The sequence below is a fragment of the Methylosinus sp. LW3 genome (genome assembly GCF_000527115.1).
GTDB lineage: Bacteria > Pseudomonadota > Alphaproteobacteria > Rhizobiales > Beijerinckiaceae > Methylosinus.
The window spans coordinates 3005468-3027916 of the sequence record NZ_AZUO01000001.1 but is presented as its reverse complement, the minus strand read 5'-3'; the positions used below and the strand labels follow the sequence as shown (position 1 = coordinate 3027916).

At 65.8% G+C, this 22449-nt stretch carries 28 protein-coding genes; 20 read left to right on the top strand and 8 right to left on the bottom strand.

Features of this window, described 5'->3' with window-relative positions; translation table 11 throughout:
- The first annotated feature begins 44 nt into the window (after window positions 1-44).
- The 4 genes from METLW3_RS0115115 (at window position 45) to gspD (ending at window position 4752) form a co-directional block, all read left to right on the top strand.
- Window positions 45-1169 (top strand): PilN domain-containing protein, encoded by a 1125-nt coding sequence (locus METLW3_RS0115115; RefSeq protein WP_036309664.1) that lies wholly within the window; start codon window positions 45-47, stop codon window positions 1167-1169.
- A 13-nt stretch (window positions 1170-1182) separates the two neighbouring features.
- A complete protein-coding gene (gene gspM, locus METLW3_RS0115110) occupies window positions 1183-1776 on the top strand; it encodes a type II secretion system protein GspM (protein WP_024880721.1) in 594 nt (197 codons plus the stop codon).
- Window positions 1773-2312, top strand: a complete 540-nt coding sequence (locus METLW3_RS0115105; RefSeq protein ID WP_024880720.1) for a hypothetical protein — start codon at window positions 1773-1775, stop codon at window positions 2310-2312. The genes gspM and METLW3_RS0115105 overlap by 4 nt, the downstream gene beginning before the upstream one ends.
- 97 nt (window positions 2313-2409) lie before the next feature.
- Window positions 2410-4752 (top strand): type II secretion system secretin GspD, encoded by a 2343-nt coding sequence (gene gspD, locus METLW3_RS0115100; RefSeq protein WP_024880719.1) that lies wholly within the window; start codon window positions 2410-2412, stop codon window positions 4750-4752.
- Between the two features lie 12 nt (window positions 4753-4764).
- Here gspD and METLW3_RS0115095 read toward each other — a convergent pair whose 3' ends face one another.
- From METLW3_RS0115095 to METLW3_RS28835, 3 genes are read right to left on the bottom strand one after another with little or no spacing between them, the layout of a single operon-like run.
- Window positions 4765-5706 carry a type II secretion system protein GspK gene (locus METLW3_RS0115095; RefSeq protein WP_024880718.1) on the bottom strand — a complete coding sequence of 314 codons (942 nt, stop codon included), beginning with the start codon at window positions 5704-5706 and terminating at the stop codon, window positions 4765-4767.
- A 17-nt stretch (window positions 5707-5723) separates the two neighbouring features.
- Window positions 5724-6197, bottom strand: a complete 474-nt coding sequence (gspG, locus tag METLW3_RS0115090; RefSeq protein ID WP_024880717.1) for a type II secretion system major pseudopilin GspG — start codon at window positions 6195-6197, stop codon at window positions 5724-5726.
- 49 nt (window positions 6198-6246) lie between these two features.
- Complete coding sequence (locus METLW3_RS28835; protein ID WP_198022804.1) at window positions 6247-6519, bottom strand: hypothetical protein; 273 nt, start codon at window positions 6517-6519, stop codon at window positions 6247-6249.
- Here METLW3_RS28835 and dcm point away from each other — a divergent pair.
- The 16 genes from dcm (at window position 6454) to METLW3_RS0115005 (ending at window position 17972) form a co-directional block, all read left to right on the top strand.
- On the top strand, window positions 6454-7608 hold the full coding sequence (dcm, locus tag METLW3_RS0115085) for a DNA (cytosine-5-)-methyltransferase (protein ID WP_024880716.1): 1155 nt from the start codon (window positions 6454-6456) through the stop codon (window positions 7606-7608). The genes METLW3_RS28835 and dcm overlap by 66 nt on opposite strands.
- Window positions 7605-8048 (top strand): very short patch repair endonuclease, encoded by a 444-nt coding sequence (locus tag METLW3_RS0115080; protein WP_024880715.1) that lies wholly within the window; start codon window positions 7605-7607, stop codon window positions 8046-8048. Before dcm ends, METLW3_RS0115080 begins: the two co-directional genes overlap by 4 nt.
- A 123-nt stretch (window positions 8049-8171) precedes the next feature.
- Window positions 8172-8765: an imidazoleglycerol-phosphate dehydratase HisB gene (hisB, locus tag METLW3_RS0115075; protein WP_024880714.1), complete on the top strand. Its 594-nt coding sequence runs from the start codon at window positions 8172-8174 to the stop codon at window positions 8763-8765.
- Between the two features lie 15 nt (window positions 8766-8780).
- Window positions 8781-9254 carry a DUF2628 domain-containing protein gene (locus METLW3_RS0115070; RefSeq protein WP_024880713.1) on the top strand — a complete coding sequence of 158 codons (474 nt, stop codon included), beginning with the start codon at window positions 8781-8783 and terminating at the stop codon, window positions 9252-9254.
- On the top strand, window positions 9251-9898 hold the full coding sequence (gene hisH / locus METLW3_RS0115065) for an imidazole glycerol phosphate synthase subunit HisH (protein WP_024880712.1): 648 nt from the start codon (window positions 9251-9253) through the stop codon (window positions 9896-9898). The genes METLW3_RS0115070 and hisH overlap by 4 nt, the downstream gene beginning before the upstream one ends.
- On the top strand, window positions 9886-10635 hold the full coding sequence (gene hisA / locus METLW3_RS0115060; RefSeq protein WP_024880711.1) for a 1-(5-phosphoribosyl)-5-[(5-phosphoribosylamino)methylideneamino]imidazole-4-carboxamide isomerase: 750 nt from the start codon (window positions 9886-9888) through the stop codon (window positions 10633-10635). The genes hisH and hisA overlap by 13 nt, the downstream gene beginning before the upstream one ends.
- Entirely contained in the window at window positions 10632-11015 is a 384-nt protein-coding gene (locus METLW3_RS0115055) for a hypothetical protein (RefSeq protein ID WP_024880710.1), read from the top strand. The genes hisA and METLW3_RS0115055 overlap by 4 nt, the downstream gene beginning before the upstream one ends.
- A complete protein-coding gene (locus METLW3_RS0115050; protein ID WP_024880709.1) occupies window positions 11012-11305 on the top strand; it encodes a hypothetical protein in 294 nt (97 codons plus the stop codon). The genes METLW3_RS0115055 and METLW3_RS0115050 overlap by 4 nt, the downstream gene beginning before the upstream one ends.
- Window positions 11305-12078: an imidazole glycerol phosphate synthase subunit HisF gene (gene hisF / locus METLW3_RS0115045; RefSeq protein ID WP_024880708.1), complete on the top strand. Its 774-nt coding sequence runs from the start codon at window positions 11305-11307 to the stop codon at window positions 12076-12078. Before METLW3_RS0115050 ends, hisF begins: the two co-directional genes overlap by 1 nt.
- Window positions 12075-12401: a phosphoribosyl-ATP diphosphatase gene (locus METLW3_RS0115040; protein ID WP_024880707.1), complete on the top strand. Its 327-nt coding sequence runs from the start codon at window positions 12075-12077 to the stop codon at window positions 12399-12401. Before hisF ends, METLW3_RS0115040 begins: the two co-directional genes overlap by 4 nt.
- Entirely contained in the window at window positions 12398-13363 is a 966-nt protein-coding gene (gene coaA, locus METLW3_RS0115035) for a type I pantothenate kinase (protein WP_024880706.1), read from the top strand. The genes METLW3_RS0115040 and coaA overlap by 4 nt, the downstream gene beginning before the upstream one ends.
- An 85-nt stretch (window positions 13364-13448) precedes the next feature.
- Complete coding sequence (locus METLW3_RS26915; protein ID WP_024880705.1) at window positions 13449-14300, top strand: class I SAM-dependent methyltransferase; 852 nt, start codon at window positions 13449-13451, stop codon at window positions 14298-14300.
- A 180-nt stretch (window positions 14301-14480) separates the two neighbouring features.
- Window positions 14481-14948: a carboxymuconolactone decarboxylase family protein gene (locus METLW3_RS0115020; protein ID WP_024880704.1), complete on the top strand. Its 468-nt coding sequence runs from the start codon at window positions 14481-14483 to the stop codon at window positions 14946-14948.
- Window positions 14941-16152 (top strand): MFS transporter, encoded by a 1212-nt coding sequence (locus METLW3_RS0115015; protein ID WP_024880703.1) that lies wholly within the window; start codon window positions 14941-14943, stop codon window positions 16150-16152. Before METLW3_RS0115020 ends, METLW3_RS0115015 begins: the two co-directional genes overlap by 8 nt.
- A 14-nt stretch (window positions 16153-16166) precedes the next feature.
- Window positions 16167-17519 carry an anion transporter gene (locus METLW3_RS0115010; protein ID WP_024880702.1) on the top strand — a complete coding sequence of 451 codons (1353 nt, stop codon included), beginning with the start codon at window positions 16167-16169 and terminating at the stop codon, window positions 17517-17519.
- A 72-nt stretch (window positions 17520-17591) separates the two neighbouring features.
- Window positions 17592-17972 (top strand): PRC-barrel domain-containing protein, encoded by a 381-nt coding sequence (locus METLW3_RS0115005; protein WP_024880701.1) that lies wholly within the window; start codon window positions 17592-17594, stop codon window positions 17970-17972.
- Window positions 17973-18039: 67 nt separating this feature from the next.
- On the opposite strand, the gene lpdA is transcribed toward METLW3_RS0115005, so the two are convergent.
- The 5 genes from lpdA to METLW3_RS0114980 form a co-directional block, all read right to left on the bottom strand.
- Window positions 18040-19479: a dihydrolipoyl dehydrogenase gene (gene lpdA, locus METLW3_RS0115000; RefSeq protein ID WP_024880700.1), complete on the bottom strand. Its 1440-nt coding sequence runs from the start codon at window positions 19477-19479 to the stop codon at window positions 18040-18042.
- Between the two features lie 101 nt (window positions 19480-19580).
- Entirely contained in the window at window positions 19581-20828 is a 1248-nt protein-coding gene (locus tag METLW3_RS0114995; RefSeq protein WP_024880699.1) for a hypothetical protein, read from the bottom strand.
- Window positions 20829-20867: 39 nt separating this feature from the next.
- Entirely contained in the window at window positions 20868-21233 is a 366-nt protein-coding gene (rplT, locus tag METLW3_RS0114990) for a 50S ribosomal protein L20 (protein WP_018264711.1), read from the bottom strand.
- A gap of 46 nt (window positions 21234-21279) precedes the next feature.
- Window positions 21280-21480 carry a 50S ribosomal protein L35 gene (gene rpmI, locus METLW3_RS0114985; protein ID WP_018264712.1) on the bottom strand — a complete coding sequence of 67 codons (201 nt, stop codon included), beginning with the start codon at window positions 21478-21480 and terminating at the stop codon, window positions 21280-21282.
- Window positions 21481-21659: 179 nt separating this feature from the next.
- Window positions 21660-22415, bottom strand: coding sequence for an alpha/beta hydrolase-fold protein (locus METLW3_RS0114980; RefSeq protein ID WP_024880698.1), 756 nt, complete (start codon window positions 22413-22415; stop codon window positions 21660-21662).
- Window positions 22416-22449: the final 34 nt, after the last annotated feature.

The window sequence follows — 22449 nt, the reverse complement described above, 5'->3', positions numbered from 1 at the left end:
GCTCCCCGTTCCATGTAGATGAGTTCATGCGCGTCGGAGCCTCGATGTCGTCGTCATCGTCCATCTGGCGTAGAGAACTCTTCGAAGGCTCGCTCGCGAGTTCCGCCAGCCGCGCGTGGAACTGGTATCGCGCCGAGTTCTTCGCGCTCTTTTCTCCAGCGACGCTCGCATGGCTGCTCGATCGCGGCGAGCGGCGTCTGCTGCTTCGCGTCGGGCGCGGGCGCGAGCCGCTGCAATTGCTGTCCGCGGATGGACAGGCGCTCGCCGAGCCCGTTTCGGCGGATGAGCTGTCGCGCTCCTCGATCGACGAAGCGCTGGAGCGTCGCGGCGCGACGCGCGCTGCGACGAAGATCGTCGCGGAAATTCCGCGCGAGGCGTTTTTCGTTCGACGCTTCGACGCGCCGCTCGCCGCGCAGTCCGATCTGCCGCGTCTTCTCGCGGCGGAAGTGGAGCGCAAGACACCCTTCCTGCTCGCCGATATCGTGCATGGCCATATCGCCCAGCCGCATCCGCAATCGCCGAGCAAGCTCGTCGTCGAGCAATGGATTTTACGCCGCGATCTGCTGCCGGCTCTTCTCGACGGCTCCGGCCTGTCCATCGACGATCTCGACATTGTGCAGCCGGCGCTCGAGGGCGCTGCGCTCATTCCCGCTCTCGCGCTCGGCCGCGCGGTGGAGGCGCCGCATCGGGAGCGCGCGGCGGCGCTGATCCTGTCTGTCGTCGCCATCGCCTTTCTTCTCTTCGGCGTCGGCGTCACGCTGTGGCGGCAGGACGTCGACGCCGCGGCGCTCGATGTCGAGATCGCCGAAGTGTCGCGCCGCGCCGCAGATGCGCGCAAGATCGCCGAGCAGGCCGCCTCCGAGAGCCGCCTCCTCGCCACGCTGCGTGGGGAGCGCGCGAAATATCCGGCCTTCGCCGATCTCTGGGAGGAGGTCTCGCGCCTTCTGCCGGACGGCGCCTTCGTTTCCGACATGCGCCTCGTCGAGGCGCGCGAGGGCGAGCGTTCCATCGAGATCGTCGGCCTCGCCGATTCCGCCGCCAGCCTTCCCGCGCTGTTCGATCGCTCGGCTTTGTTCGTGGACGCTAAGCTGACGGCGCCGATCACGCCCGATCCGATCGAGAAGCGCGAGACATTCTCGCTGCAGGCCAAAGTGAGACGCAATCCATGAGCCGGTCACGCCGATGGCGCTGAGCCCGACATCTCTCTCGCATCCGCAATGGTCGCGGCGCGCGTTGTTCTTCGGCGCCAATGCGCTGGCGGCGCTGCTGATCTATTTCATCGTCGTCGAGCCGCTGCGCGCCTTGCTCGCCGAGCGCGCCGAGGGAATCGTCGATCGGCGCGCCACGCTCGCGCGCTATGCGGCCGTCGCCACGCAGGAGAAGGCGGTGCGGCTCTATGCGCAGCAGGTGGCGGAGAGCAATGCGCAGGGTGAATTGCTCTCCGGCGCGACGGAAGGCGTCGTCGACGCCAATCTGCAAGCGCTGCTGAAGGCCGCGGCGGATCGGTCCGGCGCCACGGTGAACTCTATTCGCATGCTGCCCGCCAAGACGGTGAATGGCGCGTCGCTGGTCGGCGCGCGGCTCGATGTGAGCGGCTCGATCGAATCGCTGCATGCGCTGCTCCGCTCGCTCGAGAATGAGACGCCGCTGCTGCTGGTGCTGACGGCGTCGCTGCGTCGTCAAATGCCGATCTGGGGCGCGCAATCCACCAATGACGGCATGCTCGCCGCGCAATTCGACGTCTTCGGCGGCGCCTCGCCGAAGGAGCGCTCATGACGCGCGCGCTCGCCGCGCGCATTCGCACGCTCATGCGTGAGCTGCGTTTGTCGCCGCTCGCCGCGATGCTGCTCGCGTCGTTGGCGGCGTTGGACGTCGCCGCTCTCGCTTTCGCGCTTCTCGCATGGATCGGCCTGGACGAATCGGCGCCGCCGGCGACATCGGATTGGCGCCCGCCCAGCGTGCTCTCGTCCGCCTCCGGGCCGGCGCCGCTCGCGCGCGAGGACGCGCAGACATTGTCGCGCCCGATCTTCTGGAAATCGCGGCGTCCGCGCCCGGCGGTCGCCAAATCCGATCGTGACGGCTTTGCCGGAATTCCCACCGCGCCCGCCGGCCTCGCGGTCTCGGCGATCGTGCGCTCCGGCGCGTCTGTGCGCGCTTTCGTCGTGTCCAGCGACGATCCCGAAGGCCGCTGGCTCATCCCCGGCGAAACCGTGCAGGGCTGGACGGTCGCCGAGGTCGGCGAGCTGGAATTGAAGCTCGTCAATGGCGCGCAATCGGCGCGCCTGCAACTTTATCCAGAGCAATCGCAATGATTCTCCGTCACTTTGCGCGAGGAGGCGTGTGGCGTGTGACCGACAATCATGTTACGTGGCGTGAGCTTATCTATTCGGTAGCGTCCCAGAGGCGAATGTGCGTCTGCCTTTATTCCATTCGAGCCTGATCGCCCTCGTCGCAGTCTCTGGTTGTCAGAGTGCGAGCGACCCTCCCATCGCCGAATGGAGCCGAGAATCGCTCGACGTCGCCGCCGCTTCCAAGGGCGGGACGAAAAGCGGCGTCCCCGCCGCGCGCGGACGCCTTCCCGCGGAGGCGATCGTCGGCAGCGGGCGTTTCGTCGGCGAGAGCGTGGCGCGCCGCAAGGACGACGCCCGCGACGAGAAGGAAGGCGTCAGCCTCAATCTCGCCAATCTGCCCATCGCGCAAGCGGCGAAAGTGGTGCTGGGCGATATCGTCGGCGTCGATTATGTCGTCGATCCGCGCATCGACGGCAGAGTGACCGTGCATACGGCGCGGCCCGTCAAGAAGTCCGTCGCGATCGACTTGTTCCAATCGGCCTTGCGCGTCTCCGGCGCCGCCATTGTCGAGAATGACGGCATCTACAAGATCGTGCCGCTGGATCAGGCGGCGGCCGGCTCCACGCTCTCCGTCGCGCCGCAGCCGCTCGAGTCGGAGCGTCTCGGCAGCGGCGCGCGCATCGTGCGTCTGCGCTATGTCTCGGCGTCGGAGCTCAAGCGCGTGCTGGAGCCGATCACGCGCCAGGGCGCCGTCGTGCGCGCCGACGATCAGCGCCGCACGTTGACTTTGACAGGCAGCGCGCAAGAGATCGCGGCGATGGAGGACGCCATCGCGCTCTTCGACGTCGACACGATGCGCGGCATGTCCTTCGCCGTCGTGCCGGTGACGAGCGCCGATCCAGACGCGCTCGCCGAGAATTTGCGCAAGGTTTTCGGCTCGGAGCGCGAAGGGCCGATGAACGGCATGATCCAGTTCATCGGCAACAAGCATTTGTCGGCCATATTGGCGATCACGCCGCAGCCCGGCTATCTCGCGCGGGCGCGAGCCTGGATCGAGCGTCTCGACGCGCGGGCGGAAGGCGTTCAGAAGCAGTTCTTCAGCTATCGCGTGCAGAATCGCCCGGCCAAGGAGATGGTGCAGGTCGTCGCGTCTATGTTCGGGCGCGACGCCGGCGTCTCCAAGAGCAATGAGGTCTCGCCGCGTTTCGGCTCCTCGGCGCTCTCCACTTCCTCGAGCGGCCTGTCGTCGGGCGCGGGCGGCGGCGGCTTCGGCTCTTCAAGCCTCGGAACCTCAGGCGGTCTCGGCTCTTCTGGCGGTCTCGGCTCGTCGAACGGCTCCTCCTCGGGACAGCTCGGCTCGATCGCGCCATTGAATTCGGGCGGCTCGGGCGGCGGCTCTGCCTTCGGCGGCGGCGCGGCGAATAGCGCCGCCAATTCCAATAGCGCGCAGGATCAGTCGTCATCGACGGCTTCCGCGCTCGGCGAGGACAGCCGTTTCAAGATCGCCGTGGACGAGGCCAAGAACGCCATTGTGGTGATGGCGACTCCGGAGGACTACAAGCGTCTGCTGCGCGTCATCGAGAAGCTCGACGTGCTGCCCAATCAGGTGTTCATCGAGGCGACGATCGCAGAAGTTTCGCTCAACGACGATCTGCATTTCGGCGTGCGCTGGTTCTTGCAGAAAAAATCCTCGCTCTCCGGCTTTTCCAACGGCGACGCCGGCACGCCGGCGGCCAATGACACGCTCGGCAATAATCTGCTCGGCACTGCGGTCGGCGCGGCGTCGCCCGGCTTCGCCTACGCATTGCGCGCCACCAATGCGCAAGTTACGCTCAACGCGCTCAATCAGATCACCAACGTCAACATCGTCTCGACGCCCTCGCTCACCGTGCTCGACAATCGTCAGGCGGTTCTGCAGGTCGGCGATCAGGTGCCGGTGACGACGCTCTCCGGCGCGACGGCGCAAGGCGGCATCACCACATTCAATTCGGTGAATTATCGCGACACCGGCGTCATTCTCGCCATCACGCCGCATATCAACGAGAGCGGCCGCGTGATGCTGGAGCTCGAGCAAGAGGTTTCCAATGTCGCCTCCGGCGCGAGCTCGACGACGACGACGCCGACGATCCAGCAGCGCCGCGTGAAGACGCAGGTCGTCGTCAATGACGCGGAATCGCTGATGCTCGGCGGCCTCATTCAGGATTCGCGCACACGCGGCTCGTCGCAGGTGCCCCTGCTCGGCGACGTGCCTTTGATCGGCAACGCCTTCAAGGACAAGACCGATTCCTCGGGCAAGACCGAGCTGCTCATCATGATAACGCCGCATGTGGTGCGCACGCTCGGCGAGGCGCGCGACATTACCGACGAATATAAGCGCAAGCTGCTGAATATATCGACGCGCGCGAAGGTGCGTCCGCATAATATCGAAGGCACGGCGCGGCGCATTCTGCTGGACGAGTAGAAATGAATTTCGTCAGCAGGGCGCCGCTGCGCCGCCGGCGCCGAGCAGGTTCTGATTGCGCGCCGGCGCGCGGCGCGTCTCCAGCACGGTGAAGGGGAGACGCTCGTTCGGCCGCAGCGTCACGACCATTTCCACGACGCCGATCGCGCCATTGAGCAGAGCGGCCTCCGCGTGAATCGAATAGGTTCCGCCGCTAAAGACGCCGTTCTGGCGATATTCCGGCGGAAAGCGCGGATCGCGGCGATCGAGGCCATTGGGAAAAGGCTTGGCGGAAAAAGCGAGAACATCCGCCGCCGAATAGCGCGCCAGCGCTGCGAACAATGCCGGCGGCGCCGTGCGCGCATCGACTCCGACGCTATGCGAATGAATGGTGACGACCGGCAGCAGCGCGCGCAGCAGCTGCGGCTCCATGCCCTCGACCTGATCCAGCTCGAGCGCGGTTTGGAAGGGCGCATGCTTTGGCGCGAATGGCCGGTCGGAGGAGGGCGGCGGCGCTGCGAGCCGCGCGAATTCGGAAGTTTGCGCCTCGCGAAAAGCGATGATCGCGCGGGACAAGGCGTTGGGGTCGGCCGCGCCGAATCCGCGCAGCGCCGCTTCGAGAAGCTGGGGAGATGCGGCGTTGAGATCGAGCTTGCCGCTCTCATCCTCGATCGAGATTGCGACAGCGGCGCCGGCGAGTGAGCAGAGGCGCGGCGCGCCATCGTGAACGGGTGGCTCGGCCTGCTGCGCATTGGATGGCCGCTGCTCGGCGATCAATCCGAAAATCGCGAGATTGACGGCGCCTTCGGCGATGAGCCGCGTCTTGATCGATGCGGAATTATCGACGGCGCTGCGCAGGCGCAAGCGCGCCGTCGCCATGAAGGAGGTCATCAGCAGAATTATGACCCCGAGGCCGAAGATCACGATGAGAAGCGCGAAGCCTTTTCTCTCGGCGATCTTTCGGCCATGCATCATGCGAGCGACGAATATGGTCAGCGCGCCGCCGTGTCGCGGCTGCGCGTGAGCGATCCGGGGCCGCCCTCGCGGCCGTCGGGGCCGAGCGAGCCTATGTCATAAGGCCCGTTCTGTCCGGGAGCGCGATAGAGATAATCATGTCCCCAAGGATCCTTCGGCACATTGGCGGATTTCAGATAGGGGCCGTTCCACACAGAGGCGCCGGCGGGCCGCCGCGCGAGCGCGGAGAGGCCTTCTTCCGTCGCGGGATAGCGGCCGACGTCGAGATAGAAAAGATCGAGCGCGCTCGAAATATTCTCCATCTGAATCTGCGCGGTCTTCACCTTCGACTCGGAGAGATAGTTCAGCACGCGCGGGCCGACGAGGCCGACGATCGAGCCGATGATCGCGAGCACGACCAGCATCTCGACGAGCGTGTAGCCGGCGCGCGCGGAGCGAAGCGCGCGGCGTTTCGAAAGGGTCGAGGCTTTGAGCGGAAGAATGGCGCGCATCGGACTCGTAGGGCTGGGCGTTTCACACGCGGAAAAAAGCGTCGCGAGACTAGGCAGAGCGGGCCGACGAGTCCAGCCGCGCGACGGCTTTCTCGGCAAAGGAATTCGCGCCTTTCGTCATCGTCGCGACATGCGAGCATGTCTTGGCGGGCGATGCGCGTTCGCGCCGCGGCTTGACACTCCTTCGTCCGTGGCGATCAACTCCGCTCATGCGCAGACGAATCGCACGACGGCCCTCGGCCGCGAGGCCGTATCCATGAAAGTCGTCGGCCTCTTCGCCGGCATAGGCGGGCTCGAGCTCGGGCTCGCTCGCGCCGGACATGATTGTCTCATGTTCTCCGAAAACTGGCCGCTGGCCGCAAAGGTGCTGGCGACGCATTTTCCGCAGACGCCCAATGTGGGCGATGTCGCTGCGCTGCGCGCGCTGCCGGGCGAGACGGAACTGGTCACGGCCGGCTTTCCTTGCCAGGATTTGAGCCAGGCCGGCCGCACGCAGGGCATTGGCGGGCGCAAATCCTCTCTGGTCGAGCATGTGTTCCGCCTGCTCGACGAGACGCGCTCGCCGCATGCGTTGCTCGAGAATGTCTCCTTCATGCTGAGCCTCGATCGCGGACGCGCCATGGCGCGGCTCGTCTCGGCTTTCGAGGAGCGCGGCTATCTCTGGGCCTATCGCGTCGTCAACACTCTGGCCTTTCTGCCGCAGCGGCGCGAGCGCGTGCTGTTTCTGGCCTCGCGCCTCGCCGATCCGGCCGATATTCTGCTCGTGGACGAGGCGACGCCGCGCCCGCGCGCCACGGCGCTGGCGACGCACGCCCATGGCTTTTATTGGACGGAGGGCGTGCGCGGCCTCGGCTGGGGGCAAGATTGCGTGCCGACATTGAAGAACGGCTCGACGCTCGGCATCGCCTCGCCGCCGGCGATTCTGCTGCCTTCAGGAGAGGTGGTGACGCCCGATATTCGTGACGCCGAGCGGCTGCAGGGTTTTCCTGCGGACTGGACCGCGCCGGCCGAGGCGCTGGGCCGTCCCGGCTGGCGCTGGTCGCTGGTCGGCAATGCGGTGAGCGCGCCGGTGGCCGAATGGGTCGGCGGCCGGCTCGAGGCGCCGGGGCGCTATGATCCGGCCCGCGACGGCCCGGTTCTGGAGGAGGGCGCCCGCTGGCCCCGCGCCGCGCGCTATGACGGCGAGCGGCGCCTCGGCGTCGAGATTTCGGCCTTTCCCGTCTGGCGCGAGCGCGAGCCGCTGCATGTTTTTCTGCAGCATAAGGGCAAGCCGCTGTCCGAGCGCGCGAGCGCTGGGTTTCTCGCCCGCACCATGCGGGCGAAGCTGCGATTCGAGCCCGGATTTCGGGAGGCGGTGGCCGCTCATCTCGAGGCGATGCGCGCCGGCCCCGGCCTCGCCGCCGCCCAATGAGGACGCCGCCGGCCAGCGATCCGGCGCGCGCAGCGCTGATGAAGCGGGTGCGGCAGTCCCGCACCGGGGCGGAGGAGGCGGTCGCCGCGGCGCTGCGGCTTGCCGGGCTCCATTACCGGCGCAACGCCAAGGGCCTGCCCGGCGCGCCGGATTTCGTCAATCGCAGCCGGCGCTGGGCGCTCTTCGTCAATGGCTGCTACTGGCACCACCATAAGAATTGCCGCCGCGGCACGATCCCCAAACAGAACAACGCCTTCTGGCTGGAGAAATTCGCCGCCAATCGCGCTCGCGACGCCCGCAAGGCCAAGGCTCTGAGGGCGCTCGGGTTTCGCGTCGCGATCCTGTGGGAGTGCGAGGCGCTGGACCCGCCCCGCCTGACGGCGCGCGTTTCCCGGCTCGCCGGGCTGTGGGGGCTGGGACAATTGGACGGGCCGCAGTAGAGGGTGGTTCACGCCGATCGCCCACGCTTCTGGCCATGCGCCCGTCGAATTGCTACAAGCCGCGCAGGGAGCGGTCTATATTCCGTTCCAGCCCCTCGAGATTCACCGCGAGCCAGTCGAGCCATGCGCAGCGCCAAATACGAGCGCGACACGAAAGAGACCCGTATCGCCGTCGCCGTCGATCTCGACGGCGAGGGCACATCCGACATTTCGACCGGGATCGGCTTTTTCGACCATATGCTCGACCAGATCGCGCGCCACGCGCCGCTCGACCTCACCGTCGCGGCCAAGGGCGATCTGCACATAGACGGCCATCATACGGTCGAGGATGTGGGCATTGCGCTCGGCAAGGCGGTGGATCAGGCGCTCGGCGACCGCAAGGGCATCGCCCGCTATGGCGACGCCCATGTGCCACTGGACGAGGCGCTCTCCCGCGTCGTGGTGGACGTCTCCGGCCGGCCTTTCCTCGTCTTCGACGTCGCCTTTCCCGCGGCCAAGATCGGCGAGTTCGACACCGAGCTGGTGCGCGAGTTCTTCCAGGCTTTCGCCACCAATGCGCGCATCGGCCTGCATGTGGAGGCGCTGCGCGGCGTCAATTCGCATCATATCGCGGAGTGCTGCTTCAAGGGCTTCGCCCGCGCCTTGGGCAAGGCGACAGCGCCCGATCCGCGCCGCGGCGGCGTGGTGCCCTCCACCAAAGGCACGCTCACCGGCTGAAAGGGAGGCGGGCCTATGGCCGTCTACACCGTCCTTATACCCAAGGCCGCGCCGGGCGAGGCTCCGCCGCCGGAGCGAATCGTCTTTCTGCGCGACGGCTTCTCGACGCCGGCCTTTCTCTTCGGGCCTTTGTGGCTGCTGTGGCGGCGTGCGTGGCTGCCGGCCGTCCTATGGACAGCCGCGCTCGCGCTGATCCTCGGCGGCGGCGCGGCTCTCGGGATCAATCCCGCGGCGGCCTCGGTCTTGCAGCTTGCGCTCGGCCTGCTGCTCGGCCTCGAGGGGCCGCGGCTCGTCGCCTGGTCGCTCGAGCGCAAGGGTTACACGGAGAGCGCCGTAATGGTCGCGGCTAGGATCGATGAGGCCGAGGACGTGTTTTTCGCCAATTGGCGCCCCTCCGGCGTCCTCCCGACGACAGCGAAGGCGCCGCGCGGCGGCCGGGCGGCGATGCGCTCCGTCATCGGCGGCCTGTTCGAGGAGCCGCGCGCGTGACCACGGCGATCATCGATTACGGATCGGGCAATCTTCACTCCGCCGCCAAGGCCTTCGAGCGCGCCGCGCGGGAAGGCGAGGGGGCGCAGATCACCGTCACCAATGATCCCGAAGTGGTGCGCCGTGCGGAGCGCATCTGCCTGCCGGGCGTCGGCGCCTTTCGCGATTGCCGCAGCGGCCTTTCGGCGCTCGCCGGGCTGGACGAGGCGCTGCGCGAGGCGGTGATCGAGCGCGGCCGGCCGTTCCTCGGCATATGCGTCGGCATGCAGCTGATGGCGACGCGCGGCCTCGAGCATGGCGAGGCGGCCGGCCTCGGCTGGATCGCCGGCGATGTCGCGGTCATCGAGCCCGCGGACAAGAACCTGAAAATCCCCCATATGGGCTGGAACACGCTGGAGCTGACGCGCCCGCATGCGCTCTTTTCCGGCATCCCCACCGGAAAGGACGGGCTGCACGCCTATTTCGTGCACTCCTACCAATTCCTGCCCGCTTCGCCCGACCATATCGTGGCGACGACCGATTACGGCGCCCCGCTGACCGCGGCTGTGGCGCGCGACAATCTCGTCGGCACGCAATTCCATCCCGAGAAGAGCCAGAGGCTCGGCCTCGCTCTCATCGCGAATTTTCTGAGGTGGCGTCCGTGATCCTGTTTCCTGCGATCGATCTCAAAGAGGGTCAATGCGTGCGCCTCGTCGAGGGCGAAATGTCCTCGGCGACCGTGTTCAACGACGATCCGACCGCGCAGGCGCAGGCCTTCGCCGCCCAAGGTTTCGAATATCTGCATGTCGTCGATCTCGACGGCGCCTTCGCCGGCGCGCCGATGAATGCGCTCGCCGTGGAGGGCATTCTCGCCAATATCAAAATCCCCGTGCAGCTCGGCGGCGGCATTCGCGAGATGCGCACCATCTCGCGCTGGCTCGACAAGGGGATTTCGCGCGTCATCATCGGCACGGCGGCGGTGCGGGATCCGACGCTAGTGCGCGAGGCGGCGCGGCTCTATCCAGGCCGCATAGCGGTGGGCATAGACGCCAAGGACGGCTTTGTCGCCGTCGAGGGCTGGGCGCGCCGCACCCATGTCTCGGCGCAGGATCTCGGCCGCAGCTTCGAGGACGCCGGCGTCGCCGCCATCGTCTACACTGATATTTCGCGCGACGGCGTGCTGAAGGGGCTCAACATAGAGGCGACGCTGGCGCTCGCTGACGCGCTGAGCATTCCGGTCATCGCCTCGGGCGGCCTCGCCTCGCTTGCCGACATAGAGCGGCTGCTGCAGCCCGACTGCAAGAAGCTCGCGGGCGCGATCACCGGCCGCGCGCTCTATGACGGACGGCTCGATCCGGCGGAAGCGCTGGCGCTGATCCGGGCGGCGACGGAGGCGGCATGAGGCCGGAAGACGTCATCGCCCGCTTGACGTCCCGCGCCGGGGTGGTGCGCGTGAGAAACGTCATGAACCATGTCTTGTGGTTCATGACGGTGGGGACGCTCGCCTTTCTGACGGCGGCCTACGAATTCCAAGCCGACCCGGTGTTGAAGTATGTATTCGTCTTCTTTGCCGCCGTTCCGAGCGTCGTCTTTGTCATCACGCATTTCTACTTTATGTTGAAAAGCCCAGATCGCCTTCAGTCCGAAGAGTTTGTGGTGCGGCAGCACGAGCTTTGGATCGAGTCCCGAAGCAAGAGCGGTCTTCCGCAGAAAATCGAAGGAGAAGGCTTGGAGCTTCCCAATGTGATCGAGGTGGATCCGAGCGAAGGAGAGCAACCGTGAACGCTTTTCTCCTGGTTTACGATAGTTCGAGGACGTCGCGCGACCTCGTGTCCCGGCGCCTGGACAAGATTGCGGAGATCACGAACTGGTACGCCGTCTTCGACAATACTTTCTGCATCTCGTCCGAGCGCGACGCGCGGTGGCTCGCAGCGCAGATCAGGGAAGAGGTGATCCCTGACGTTCGATTCATCGTTACGGAAATCGAGACGAAGAAGAAGGGCGGCTGGCTCCCGAGAATTATCTGGGACTTCATCAATCGCCCGCAGTCTCCGGAATCCTCGGCCGCCTGATGCTCAAATCCCGCGTTATCCCCTGCCTCGACGTGAAAGAGGGCCGCGTCGTCAAAGGCGTCAATTTCGTCGATCTGCGCGACGCCGGAGATCCGGTCGAATGCGCCATCGCCTATGACGCCGCCGGCGCCGACGAGCTCTGCTTTCTCGACATCACCGCGAGCCACGAGAATCGCGGCATCATGCTCGACGTCGTGCGGCGCACGGCGGAGGCCTGCTTCATGCCGCTCACCGTCGGCGGCGGCGTGCGCGTCGAGGATGATATTCGCAATCTCCTGCTCGCCGGCGCCGACAAGGCCTCGATCAATTCCGCCGCCGTGGCGGATCGGCAATTCGTGCGCGAGGCGGCGGAGAAATTCGGCTCGCAATGCATCGTCGTCGCCATAGACGCCAAGCGCGTCGGTGATCACTGGGAAATCTTCACCCACGGCGGCCGCCGCCCGACGGGCATAGATGCGGTCGAATACGCCAAGGAGGTCACGAGCCTCGGCGCGGGGGAAATATTGCTCACCTCCATGGACCGTGACGGCGCGAAAATCGGCTTCGACATAGAGCTGACGCGCGCCGTTGCGGATGCGGTCGATGTGCCGGTCATCGCCTCGGGCGGAGTCGGAACGCTGGATCATCTCGTCGAAGGCGTGCGCGAAGGCCATGCTTCCGCCGTTCTCGCGGCGTCTATTTTCCACTTCGGCGAGTTCACCATCCCGCAGGCGAAGCGATATATGGCGAAAGCGGGCATTCCGATGCGTCTCGACGGCCTGGAGTCCTCATGAGCGATTTCACCCTCGCCGATCTCGCGAAGATCATCGCATCGAAGCGGGGCGCAGACGCCGCGCAATCCTACACCAAGAGCTTGTTCGAGGCCGGAACGCCCCGCATCGCCAAGAAATTCGGCGAGGAGGCGGTGGAGACCGTCATCGCCGCCATGGAGGGCGACCGCAAGAATCTGACGAGCGAGGCCGCAGACACGCTCTATCATCTGCTCGTGCTGCTGGAGGCGGGCGGCGTCTCGCTCGCGGAAGTTCTCGCTGAGCTGGAGACGCGCACCGTCCAATCCGGCCATGCGGAAAAAGCGTCGCGCGGAGAGCGGAAATGAACGCCGAGGCTTATCTGGGAGCCGGCGTCGCGCTGTCGCCCTATCGGCGCTTCACCCGCGCCGAATGGGCGAGCCTGCGCGCCGACACGCCGCTCACGCTCACGATCGACGATTTGACGCGGCTCAAATCGCTCGACGATCCGATCTCGCTGGAAGAGGTCATCGAGATTTATCTGCCGCTCTCGCGCCTGCTCGCGCTCTATGTCGCGGCGACGCAAGGCCTGTTCAAGGCGACGCAGCGATTTCTGGGCGCCGAGGACGGCAAGATGCCCTATATCATCGGCGTCGCCGGCTCGGTCGCCGTGGGCAAGTCCACGACGGCGCGCATTCTCAAGGCGCTGCTGTCGCGCTGGCCCAACACGCCGAAGGTCGAGCTCGTCACCACCGACGGCTTTCTCTATCCCAACGCCGTGCTCGAGCGCGACGGGCTGATGGACAAGAAGGGCTTTCCCGAGAGCTACGACAATCGCGCGCTGCTGCGCTTTCTCTCCGATGTGAAGGCCGGCCAGCGCAATGTCGCCGCGCCGGTCTATTCGCATCTCATCTATGATGTGGTGCCGGACGAGTTCTTCTATGTCGATCGGCCGGATATTCTCATCGTAGAAGGCGTGAACGTATTGCTCGCCAGCCGTCCGCGCGGCGATGGGCGCGAGATTCCCTTCGTCTCGGATTTCTTCGACTTCTCGGTCTATCTGCACGCCGAGGAGAATGTGCTCGAGCAATGGTATGTGGAGCGCTTCCAGCGCCTGCGCGAGACGGCCTTCCGCGATCCGCTCTCCTATTTCAAGAAATACGCCGATCTCGACGATGCGGAGACCATGCGCGTCGCCAAAGATATTTGGACGCGCATCAATCTCGAAAATCTGCGCCGCAACATCTCGCCGACGCGTCCGCGCGCCAGCCTGGTGCTGACCAAAGGCGCGGACCATCGCATAGAGGAAGTCGCGCTGCGCAAGCTGTGAGCGAGCCGCGACGGCGCGTCCAATTCATTGCAGAGCCGCGCCGCTTCGATTGGCGCGGGCCTCATGTCATTGCGGAGGAGCGATCATGTCGGAGGCGCCGCATTCGGCGGATTACATTCACGACGATCGCTTCGATTGGTGGAGCCGCGATTTTCTCCGCCTGCTGAAGTCGCGCGCCATAGGCGACGAGATCGTGACGAGCCTCGCCGATTTCGGCGTCGGCGAAGGGCATTGGAGCCTCGGCCTTCTCGACGCCTTCGTCGATCTGCGGGAAGTGACGGGCGTCGATCGGGAGCGCGAATGGTGCGAGCGCTCCGCAAAAAAATATGCTGAGCGCGCGCCGCATATCGCCTATCGCGCTGTCGAATCGGATGTGAGCGACACCGGCCTGCCCGGCGGCTCTTTCGACATCGTCACCGCGCAGACTTTGCTGATGCACAGCCTCGCGCCGGAAAAAATCGTCGCGGAAATGCGTCGCGTGGCGAAGCGCGGCGGAACGATCGTCTGCGTCGAGCCGGTCAATCATTTGAATTGGGCGCAGACGTTCGAATTGACGCATTTTCTGACGCCGTCTGAACGCGCCGCCTTCTATGGCGTCTGGGTCAGGTTCGTTGATTTCGTCAAAATCCGCAGAGGCGACCAGGATATCGGTCTGCGTCTGCCGACCCTGCTGGCGCGGGCGGGGCTCGAGAATATTCGCATATGGTCGAATGATCGCGTGCGTCTCGATCCGATCGAGACCTACGACATCGATTTTCTGGAAGAAGAAATGGGCCGCGACTGGGTAAGGGAGGCGTTGGCCGGCGCCGCGATCGGCGACGCCGAAATCGAATTCGTGAGGGCGATCGTCGCGAGAATTCGCGCCGAAAAACCGCGTGAGCTCGACTTCGTGCCGCGCGCATCGTCGAGTTTCGTTTGTGTCGCGACCACGCCGTGACCGCGCATCGGCGAAGGAACTTTTCCGCGCCGGGCAGAGTTGGTTCGAGCCGCCGGGCGCGCTCCATCCGGTGAGCGAGAGCGCCGGCGACACAGAGCGGGCGCGTTTGCTCACTATATTCGTCGACGATTCGAGCGAGACATTTCTGACGCTTCCCGACGTCCCAGCAGGAGAGAGAGAATGACCAGCCGTCTCGATTACGCTCACGCCGCGCCCGAAGGTATGAAAGCGCTCGGCGTCGCGCATTCCTATGTCGCCGCCAGCGGACTCGGCAAAGCGCTCATCGAGCTCGCCTATTTGCGCGTGTCGCAGATCAACGGCTGCGCCTATTGCCTCGATCTGCACACGCGCGCGCTCATCAGTGAAGGCTTCACCGTGGAGAAGCTCGCGCTGGTCTCCGTGTGGCGCGAGGCGGAGGCGCTGTTCAGCGAGCGCGAGCGCGCCGCTCTCGCCTGGGCGGAGACGGTGACGCGCGTCGCCGAGACCGGCGTTCCCGATGAGGAGTTCGCCGCGGTCTCGACGCAGTTTTCCGAGAAGGAGCTCGCCGATCTGACGATCGCGATCGGCCTGATGAACGCCTATAATCGCATCGCCATCTCCTTTCGCGCGACGCCCGGAGCGGTGAAGCGCGCCGCGAGCCATGCGTAGCGAGAGAGGGCTCGACTGGGTGAGCTTTCTGCTCGCCGATGTGCAGAGCGGCGTCGGGCCGTTTCTGGCCATTTATCTGTGGTCGAGCCAGCATTGGGACGCCACCCATATCGGCGTCATCATGACCATCGCGGGCGCGGCGACAGTGGCCGCGCGCGCTCCCGCCGGCGCGCTGGTCGATTGGACGCGCGGCAAGCGCGGGCTCATCGCCGCGGGCGCGCTGCTCGTCGCGGCGGGCTCTGCGGCGCTCGGTCTTTTTCCGTTTTTCTGGCCCGCGGCGGCGGCGCAGACCATCATCGGCGCCTGCGACGCGGTGTTTCCGCCGGCCATAGCGGCGATCAGCCTCGGCGTCGTCGGCCGCGCGCTTTTCGCCGAGCGCATCGGCCGCAATGAGGCCTTCAACCATGCCGGCAATGTGGTGACGGCGATCGCGGCGGGGCTCGCCGGTTGGCTGATCGCGCCGGTCGCCGTGTTGTGGCTCGTCGTGCTGCTCGCCTGCGCCAGCGCCCTCGCGCTGGTGATGATCGACGCGCGCGAGATCGACCATCGCGCCGCGCGCGGTCTTTCAGATGGCGACGACGATCCCGCCGATGGCGAGCGCCCGAGCGGGCTGCGCGTGATCTTCGAATCGCGTCCTCTGCTGATCTTCACCGCAGCGATCACGCTATTTCACTTCGCCAATGCCGCAATGCTGCCGCTGGTTGGCGAAAGGCTGAGCGAGGGGCGCGATCAGACCGGCTCGCTGTTCATGGCCGCCTGCGTCATCGCCGCGCAGGCGGTCATGATCCCCATGGCGGCCCTCGTCGGCGCCAAGGCCGATCGCTGGGGCCGCAAGCCGCTGCTGCTCGCCGGCTTCGCCGTGCTGCCGATTCGTGGGCTGCTCTACACGCTGTTCGACGATCCGCTCTATCTCGTCTCCATCCAATTGCTCGATGGCGTCGGCGCGGGCCTCTTCGGCGCTCTGTTCTTCATCGTGATCGACGATCTCACCGAGGGGACGGGCCATTACAGCCTCGCGCTCGGCGCCTCCGGCGCCTGCTGGGGCGCGGGCGCCGCGCTCAGCAATGTCGTCGCCGGCGCGCTCGTCGACACCGCCGGTTTCAATGCCGCTTTTCTGTTTCTCTCCGCCGTCGCGGCGCTCGCTTTTCTGCTGCTCTGGCTCGGCATGCCGGAAAGCGCTAAGCCAGAGCGATCCGCCGCTTGAACGCGTGAGTCCGAATGGCTGAAAAAGAACGCTCGCCCTTTGTCGCGGCGCTGCTGGCGGTCGCGCTCGTCTTCGTCGGCGCGCTCGCAGCTGGGGCCGGCGCGACGCTTCTCGCCTCGCTTCCGGCGCTGCTCGCGGGCGGCGCGTCGCCGGCCTGGACGCACGCTATCGCCATCATCGTCTTCGCCGGGACCTATGTCGTCATCGCGCTCGGCGAGGCGCCGGGCTTGCGGCTCGATCGCGCCGGCGCGGCGCTGCTCGGCGCCAGCCTTATGGTCGGGCTCGGCGTGCTGCCGCTGGACGCGGCCTATCGCGCCATCGATTTCGATACGATCACTCTTCTGCTCGGCATGATGATCGTCGTCGCCAATTTGCGTCTCTCCGGCTTTTTTCGGCTGGCGAGCAATTTCGTCGTCGCGCGTGCGAAGACGCCGCTCGCTCTGCTCGCCGCAATCGTGCTGGTGACGGGCGCTTTTTCCGCCTTTCTCGTCAATGACGCCATCTGCCTCGTGATGACGCCGCTCACCCTCGAGCTGACCAGACGCCTGAAGCGCGATCCTCTGCCCTATCTGCTCGCCGTGCCCATGGCCTCCAATGTCGGCAGCGTGGCGACGATCACCGGCAATCCGCAGAACATGATTATCGGCGGCCTGTCGCATATTCCCTATGGCGCCTTCGCCGCGGCGCTTTGGCCGGTCGCCGCCTTTGGCCTTCTCGCCACTTTCGTGCTGGTGGCGCTGTTCTACCGCGGCGAGTTTCTCACGCGCGAGAGACTGCCCGAGGCGGCGCCGGCGCCGGCGCGGGCGCGCGGATTTCTCGTCGTCAAATCGGTGCTGGTGACGCTCGCCATGATGGCGCTTTTCTTCGCCGGCCAGCCGGTCGCGAAAGTGGCCATCGTCGGCGGCGCGCTGCTGCTCGTCACCCGCCATGTGAAGGCGGAGAAGGTCTATCGCGAGATCGATTGGCCGCTTCTCTTGATGTTCGTCGGCCTGTTCATCGTCGTCGAAGGGCTCGAGACGACGGTGCTGACGCCGCAGGCCGTCGCCTCCATCGGCAATTTCGATCTGTCCGATGCGGGCGTTCTGTCGGCGGTTTCCGCGGTGCTCTCCAATGTCGTCAGCAATGTGCCGGCGGTGCTGGCGTTGAAGCCCTTCATCGCCGGCGCGGCCGATCCGCAGCGCGCCTGGCTCGTCGTCGCCATGGCCTCGACGCTCGCCGGCAATCTGACGCTCATCGGCTCCGTCGCCAATCTCATCGTCGCCGAGCGCGCTCGCGCCGCGGGCGTCTCCATCGGCTTCTGGGCCTATTTCAAAGTGGGCGCGCCGCTCACGCTGATCACCATCGCCTACGGCGCATGGCGGCTGTGACCTTCGGCAACTTTTCGCCGCGCCGGGCGTTTCCATCCATCCGAGGGCCGGGGGCTCACACGGGAGGTCGAAATGGCGACCGCTATCCCTGAACTCCAAATGATCTCGAGCGAGCATATCGTCGGCGCGAAAATCTTCGATCAGAGCGGCAAGGAAATCGGCGAGATCGATCATCTGATGATCGATCCCATCACCGGCCAGGCGCGCTACGCCATCGTCGATTTCTGCGGCTTCATGTGCCTGCGCAAGGGCCATCACGCCGTGCCGTGGAAGGCGCTCTGCTACGACCAGGACAGGCGTCGTTATACGACTTCTGTGACGGAGCAGATGCTGGAGAAGGCGCCGGAATATAGCGAGGCGAGCTGGACCGATCGCGACTGGGAGACGCGCATCCACCAGCATTACGGCGCGGCGCCCTATTGGGAAGGCGCGGCGCTGGAGGGGCGCCATTGATTTGATGCGAGCCTGACGGCTAGCGGGCTAAACGCCGCTAGCCGTCAGGCTCGCTCGGCGTCCTCCGTCAAATATGAATCGCCCGCCCGAAGGCGTCGAGCGCGCTCTCATGCATGGTCTCGGAGAGCGTCGGATGCGGGAAGATGGTCTCCATCAGCTCCGCCTCGGTCGTCTCCAGATTCATCGCGATCACGAAGCCTTGAATCAGCTCCGTCACCTCGGCGCCGATGAGATGCGCGCCGAGCAGGCGTCCGCTCTTCGCGTCGAAAACGGTCTTCACCAGGCCCTCCGTCTCGCCCATGGCGATGGCCTTGCCATTGGCGATATAGGGAAAGCGCCCGATCTTCAGCTCATGTCCCGCCGCTTTCGCCGCCGCTTCCGTGAGGCCGACCGAGGCGATCTGCGGATGGCAATAGGTGCAGGCGGGAATGCGCGTGCGCTCGATCGGATGCGGCGACAGGCCGGCGATCGCCTCGACGCAGACGACACCCTCATGCTCCGCCTTATGGGCGAGCATTGGCGGGCCGGCGACATCGCCGATCGCATAAATACCTGAGACATTGGTGCGGCCGAGGCCGTCGGTGAGAATGACGCCGCGATCGGTATTCACGCCCAGAGCCTCCAGCCCCAGCCCCTCGCTATTGGGAACGACTCCGACGGCGGAGATGACGCGCTCGGCCTCTATGCTCTGCTCGCCGCTCTCGGTCGCGATCGTCGCGACGACGCCATTGTCGCTCTTGTCGAGCTTCGCGAGCTTGGCGCTGGTGATGATTTTTATCCCTTGCTTCTCGAAGGATTTGCGCGCCAGCGCGGCGATCTCGGCGTCTTCCGCCGGCAGGATTTGCGGCAGCGCCTCCACCAGAGTCACCTGCGCCCCGAAGGTCGAGTAGAAGGACGCGAATTCGACGCCGATCGCGCCGCCGCCGACGACGAGTAGTGATTTCGGCATGGAAGGCGGCAGCAGCGCCTCGAAATAGGTCCAGACGCGCTCGCCGTCCGGCTCGAGGCCCGGCAGAGCGCGCGGCCGCGCCCCGGTCGCGACGATGATGTGCTTGGCCGAATAGACGCCTTCGCCGAGGATGTTCTTCGGCTTGGGGAGTTGCGGCCGCGCGCCGAAACCCTTGGGCGCGGCGACGCGAATCTCGCCCGGCGCGGTGAGCGCGGCCTCGCCCCAGATCACATCGATCTTGTTCTTCTTGCACAGGAACTCGACGCCGGCGTTGAGCCGCCCGGCGACAGCGCGCGAGCGCTTCACCAGCGCTTCGGCGTCGAAGGAGACCTCGCCCTCTATGCGCAGGCCGAAATCCTTCGCATGTTTTGCGAGACGAAAGACATCGGCCGAGCGCAGCAGGGCCTTGGTGGGAATGCAGCCCCAATTGAGGCAAATGCCGCCCAAATGCTCGCGCTCGACAATGGCCGTCTTCAGCCCGAGCTGCGCGGCGCGGATGGCGGCGACATAGCCGCCCGGCCCGCCGCCGATGACGATGAGATCATAAGAATTGGCCATGGAACCCTCGCGACCGCCGGCGCCGCTCGAATGATTCCCTTCGAGCCGCTGCGCTCTCATATGTGGCCGATGCGCGCGCCGGGCGCCATAGGCGCGGGGCGTCAGGGCCGCGTCAGCTGCCGGCGCAGTTCCGCGCGCCCGCGCCGCTCGAAATGCGCGCGGGCGGAAGGATAGCGGCCGCGCGCGATCAGAAAGGCGACGTCGGGATTGCGCGCGACATAGGCCTCGGCGTCGAAATCCTCCGGCGTGGCGGGCCGGTCGCGCGGGATCATCTGCACGCGCCCCTCGTAGCGGCCATAGCGCGCGAAATGCGCGCGGCCGGAGAGAATGCTCCCGCTGCGCACCTTATCGGCGACATCGGGATTGGCGTAGAGATAGGCGCGCTCGTCGAAATTCTCGAGCGTCGCGATTTGCGCGAAGCTCGCCTCCGGCGGCAAAATGGGCGAAGGCGCAGCCTCGCGCGGGGTCAGCGGGCGCAGCTCGCGCAAAAAGGCGAGGGCGCGGCGCAAGGCGCGGCCGCCGGACTCCGCCGCCGCCTCCAGCCGCATCGGCGCCAGCTCCGCCGCGCCGATGCGCGCGCCGCGCCGATCGGCCTCGGCGGCGATGTCGTAGAAGCGCAGAAAATGCGCATAGCCCCGCGGATCGCGGGCGTAGAGCTGCGAGAGCAGATCGGTCCCCGCCGGCGCGGCCGCGAGGCGGCGCGCATCCTCGGCCTTGGGGCCATGGAAATGCACGATGGAAGCGCCCCATTCGACGCCCCAATAGGGCTTCCAATGCATGGCGAGCGGCAGATGGTCCCAGCGCCCTGCGAAATGCGCGTTGAGCGCCTCTTGATCGTAATGATGCGGCAGGCCGAGCGCGGCGCGCGCGCTCCGTATCAGCGGCTCATATTCGGCGCGCATGGCCGGGACGTTGAGGAGCAGCACGCCCGAGCAGAATTGCGACCACTCATGCGGCTCGTGCTGGGGCGCGGCGGCGAAATAGCGCGGCCGCAGCGGCGAAAGCTCGACCCGCCGGGCGAACAGCACGTCGCAATCAGTGTAGAGGACGAAATCGTCCTTCGTCTCGATGAGGGGAATTTCGAGCCGCAGAAAGGCGCCGGCGGCGATGGAGCGGCTCCAGTCCGGCGTCTCCGGCGTCGCCTCTATGGCCTCGATGAGGCCGGAGCGCCGGCTGTGGATATGGACGGGCGCGTCATGGCCGAGAATGGCGCGGAGCCGGTCCGCCTCGCCGTCGAAGACGAGATGCGGCTCGAGCCCCGCTAGGTCGATCGCCGTGCGGACGGCGACGCGCAAATGCTCGGCGTAGCGGTCGAGAGCCGACGCATTCAGGCAGGAATACCATTTCATCCGAAAGGATTCCCGCGTCGAAGCGTCGGCGCCGATGGATCAGGCCGTCTGCGGCAGCGCGGCCTTGGCCTTCTCGACGATGGCCTTGAAGGCCTCCGGCTGGGTGATGGCGAGCTCGGACAGAACCTTGCGGTCCACCGTGACGCCGGCCTTGGCGAGGCCGTCGATGAAGCGGCTGTAGGTCAGGCCCAGCTCACGCACGGCGGCGTTGAGGCGCTGAATCCACAGGGCGCGGAAGACGCGCTTCTTGGCCTTGCGGTCGCGCGTCGCATATTGCATCGAGCGATCGACCGCGGCCTTGGCGGCGCGGATGGTGTTCTTGCGACGGCCGTAGAAGCCTTTGGCGGCATCCAGGGTCTTCTTGTGCTTGGCGTGCGAGGTGACGCCGCGTTTGACGCGAGCCATGACATGATCCTTTCAGGAAATCCGAAATCGGGGGAAGGGGAGAAGCTCAGCCGTTGGGCAGGAAATACTTCTTGACGTTGTCGCCGTCCGTCTTGAACAGGACGGACGTCCCGCGCAGATTTCGGATCTGCTTGTTGGTGCGCTTGATCATGCCGTGGCGCTTGCCCTTCTGGGCATAGACCACCTTGCCGGTGCCGGTGATCTTGAAGCGCTTTTTGGCGCCCGATTTGGTCTTCAGCTTGGGCATTTTGCTCTCCTGGGCGCAAGGCCCTGTTCTGCGCGCCGGTTTCCCGGCGCTTTATTCGCGCGAGCGAAAAGAACCGCCACGGCAGCCCATCACTGGCCGGGCGGTTCGGAAGCGCGGCTTATAAGCGGAAAGACAGGAGGTTGGCAAGCCCGTGCGACAAAGCCCGGCGGACGCGGCGGTCAGCGATGCGGCTCTGCCGCATTCGCGGGGTCGGGCTCGGTCCTCGTAGAAGGCAGCGCCCATCGCAGCGCATCTGGCAGCGTAAGGCTCCAGGCTGCGAAGTCGTGACCTCCATCGAATTCGACATAATGAGGTTGGTAGCCGTGTCGTAGCAATGCGTCTCGAAATCTCTTCACCCCTTCGATCTGGGAGACCGCCTGAAAAACATCCTCTTTGTGCAGAACGTTTTCCTGCGTTTCTCTAAGGCCGACATCCAGGTAGAATTCTGTTTTTGGTTTGCGATCCAGCGTCTCGAAGTAATCGATAATCCAGCAGTCGTTCGACCAGAACGAGCCGGACTGGGCGATCACCTTGGTGAATCGGGACGGGCACATCATAGAGACATAAGCCGCGGTCAGACCAGTATAGCTGAGACCGGCGATCACGCGCTCCTGGGCTTCGAGCGCGCTCGGATAGGCTCTCTCCAGCCATGGGAACAGCTCTTCTTCGATGAAGCGAGCGAAAGGAGAATAGCAGGGGCATTCCACCCACCGGGATGCGGCGCTCTCCACAGAGACAAAGACGAAAAGTGAGCTATCGATGTCGCCCTGGGACTCGAGGGCGTCGATGATCGAGGTCGCCCCTACACGGTCCCGGTAGAGCTCCGCATCCAAAAACACCGTCACGTTCGAGGCCTTATTCCCCGGCTCTCGCACCCATATCGCGCGCTCGTTCGCGAGATGGACGCTCGTTAAAAAGTGCTGCGTTTCTTTCATTTCTTGTCCAACTTCGTATCGGCGGCATCGTCGA

Coding starts and splice junctions, on each gene's coding strand:
- gspG (WP_024880717.1), bottom strand. CDS start 6,197: ATGCGCGCCATTCTTCCGCTCAAAGCCTCGACCCTTTCGAAACGCCGC.
- METLW3_RS0115015 (WP_024880703.1), top strand. CDS start 14,941: ATGCGTAGCGAGAGAGGGCTCGACTGGGTGAGCTTTCTGCTCGCCGAT.
- METLW3_RS26915 (WP_024880705.1), top strand. CDS start 13,449: ATGTCGGAGGCGCCGCATTCGGCGGATTACATTCACGACGATCGCTTC.
- METLW3_RS0115070 (WP_024880713.1), top strand. CDS start 8,781: ATGGCCGTCTACACCGTCCTTATACCCAAGGCCGCGCCGGGCGAGGCT.
- gspM (WP_024880721.1), top strand. CDS start 1,183: ATGGCGCTGAGCCCGACATCTCTCTCGCATCCGCAATGGTCGCGGCGC.
- rplT (WP_018264711.1), bottom strand. CDS start 21,233: ATGGCTCGCGTCAAACGCGGCGTCACCTCGCACGCCAAGCACAAGAAG.
- METLW3_RS0115055 (WP_024880710.1), top strand. CDS start 10,632: ATGAGGCCGGAAGACGTCATCGCCCGCTTGACGTCCCGCGCCGGGGTG.
- METLW3_RS0114995 (WP_024880699.1), bottom strand. CDS start 20,828: ATGAAATGGTATTCCTGCCTGAATGCGTCGGCTCTCGACCGCTACGCC.
- METLW3_RS0115020 (WP_024880704.1), top strand. CDS start 14,481: ATGACCAGCCGTCTCGATTACGCTCACGCCGCGCCCGAAGGTATGAAA.
- METLW3_RS0115005 (WP_024880701.1), top strand. CDS start 17,592: ATGGCGACCGCTATCCCTGAACTCCAAATGATCTCGAGCGAGCATATC.
- rpmI (WP_018264712.1), bottom strand. CDS start 21,480: ATGCCCAAGCTGAAGACCAAATCGGGCGCCAAAAAGCGCTTCAAGATC.
- METLW3_RS0115040 (WP_024880707.1), top strand. CDS start 12,075: ATGAGCGATTTCACCCTCGCCGATCTCGCGAAGATCATCGCATCGAAG.
- METLW3_RS28835 (WP_198022804.1), bottom strand. CDS start 6,519: ATGTCCGGCGCGAGCGAGCCCGAGCTCGAGCCCGCCTATGCCGGCGAA.
- METLW3_RS0115080 (WP_024880715.1), top strand. CDS start 7,605: ATGAGGACGCCGCCGGCCAGCGATCCGGCGCGCGCAGCGCTGATGAAG.
- hisF (WP_024880708.1), top strand. CDS start 11,305: ATGCTCAAATCCCGCGTTATCCCCTGCCTCGACGTGAAAGAGGGCCGC.
- METLW3_RS0115095 (WP_024880718.1), bottom strand. CDS start 5,706: ATGATGCATGGCCGAAAGATCGCCGAGAGAAAAGGCTTCGCGCTTCTC.
- METLW3_RS0115115 (WP_036309664.1), top strand. CDS start 45: ATGTCGTCGTCATCGTCCATCTGGCGTAGAGAACTCTTCGAAGGCTCG.
- dcm (WP_024880716.1), top strand. CDS start 6,454: ATGAAAGTCGTCGGCCTCTTCGCCGGCATAGGCGGGCTCGAGCTCGGG.
- lpdA (WP_024880700.1), bottom strand. CDS start 19,479: ATGGCCAATTCTTATGATCTCATCGTCATCGGCGGCGGGCCGGGCGGC.
- METLW3_RS0114980 (WP_024880698.1), bottom strand. CDS start 22,415: ATGAAAGAAACGCAGCACTTTTTAACGAGCGTCCATCTCGCGAACGAG.
- hisB (WP_024880714.1), top strand. CDS start 8,172: ATGCGCAGCGCCAAATACGAGCGCGACACGAAAGAGACCCGTATCGCC.
- coaA (WP_024880706.1), top strand. CDS start 12,398: ATGAACGCCGAGGCTTATCTGGGAGCCGGCGTCGCGCTGTCGCCCTAT.
- METLW3_RS0115010 (WP_024880702.1), top strand. CDS start 16,167: ATGGCTGAAAAAGAACGCTCGCCCTTTGTCGCGGCGCTGCTGGCGGTC.
- METLW3_RS0115105 (WP_024880720.1), top strand. CDS start 1,773: ATGACGCGCGCGCTCGCCGCGCGCATTCGCACGCTCATGCGTGAGCTG.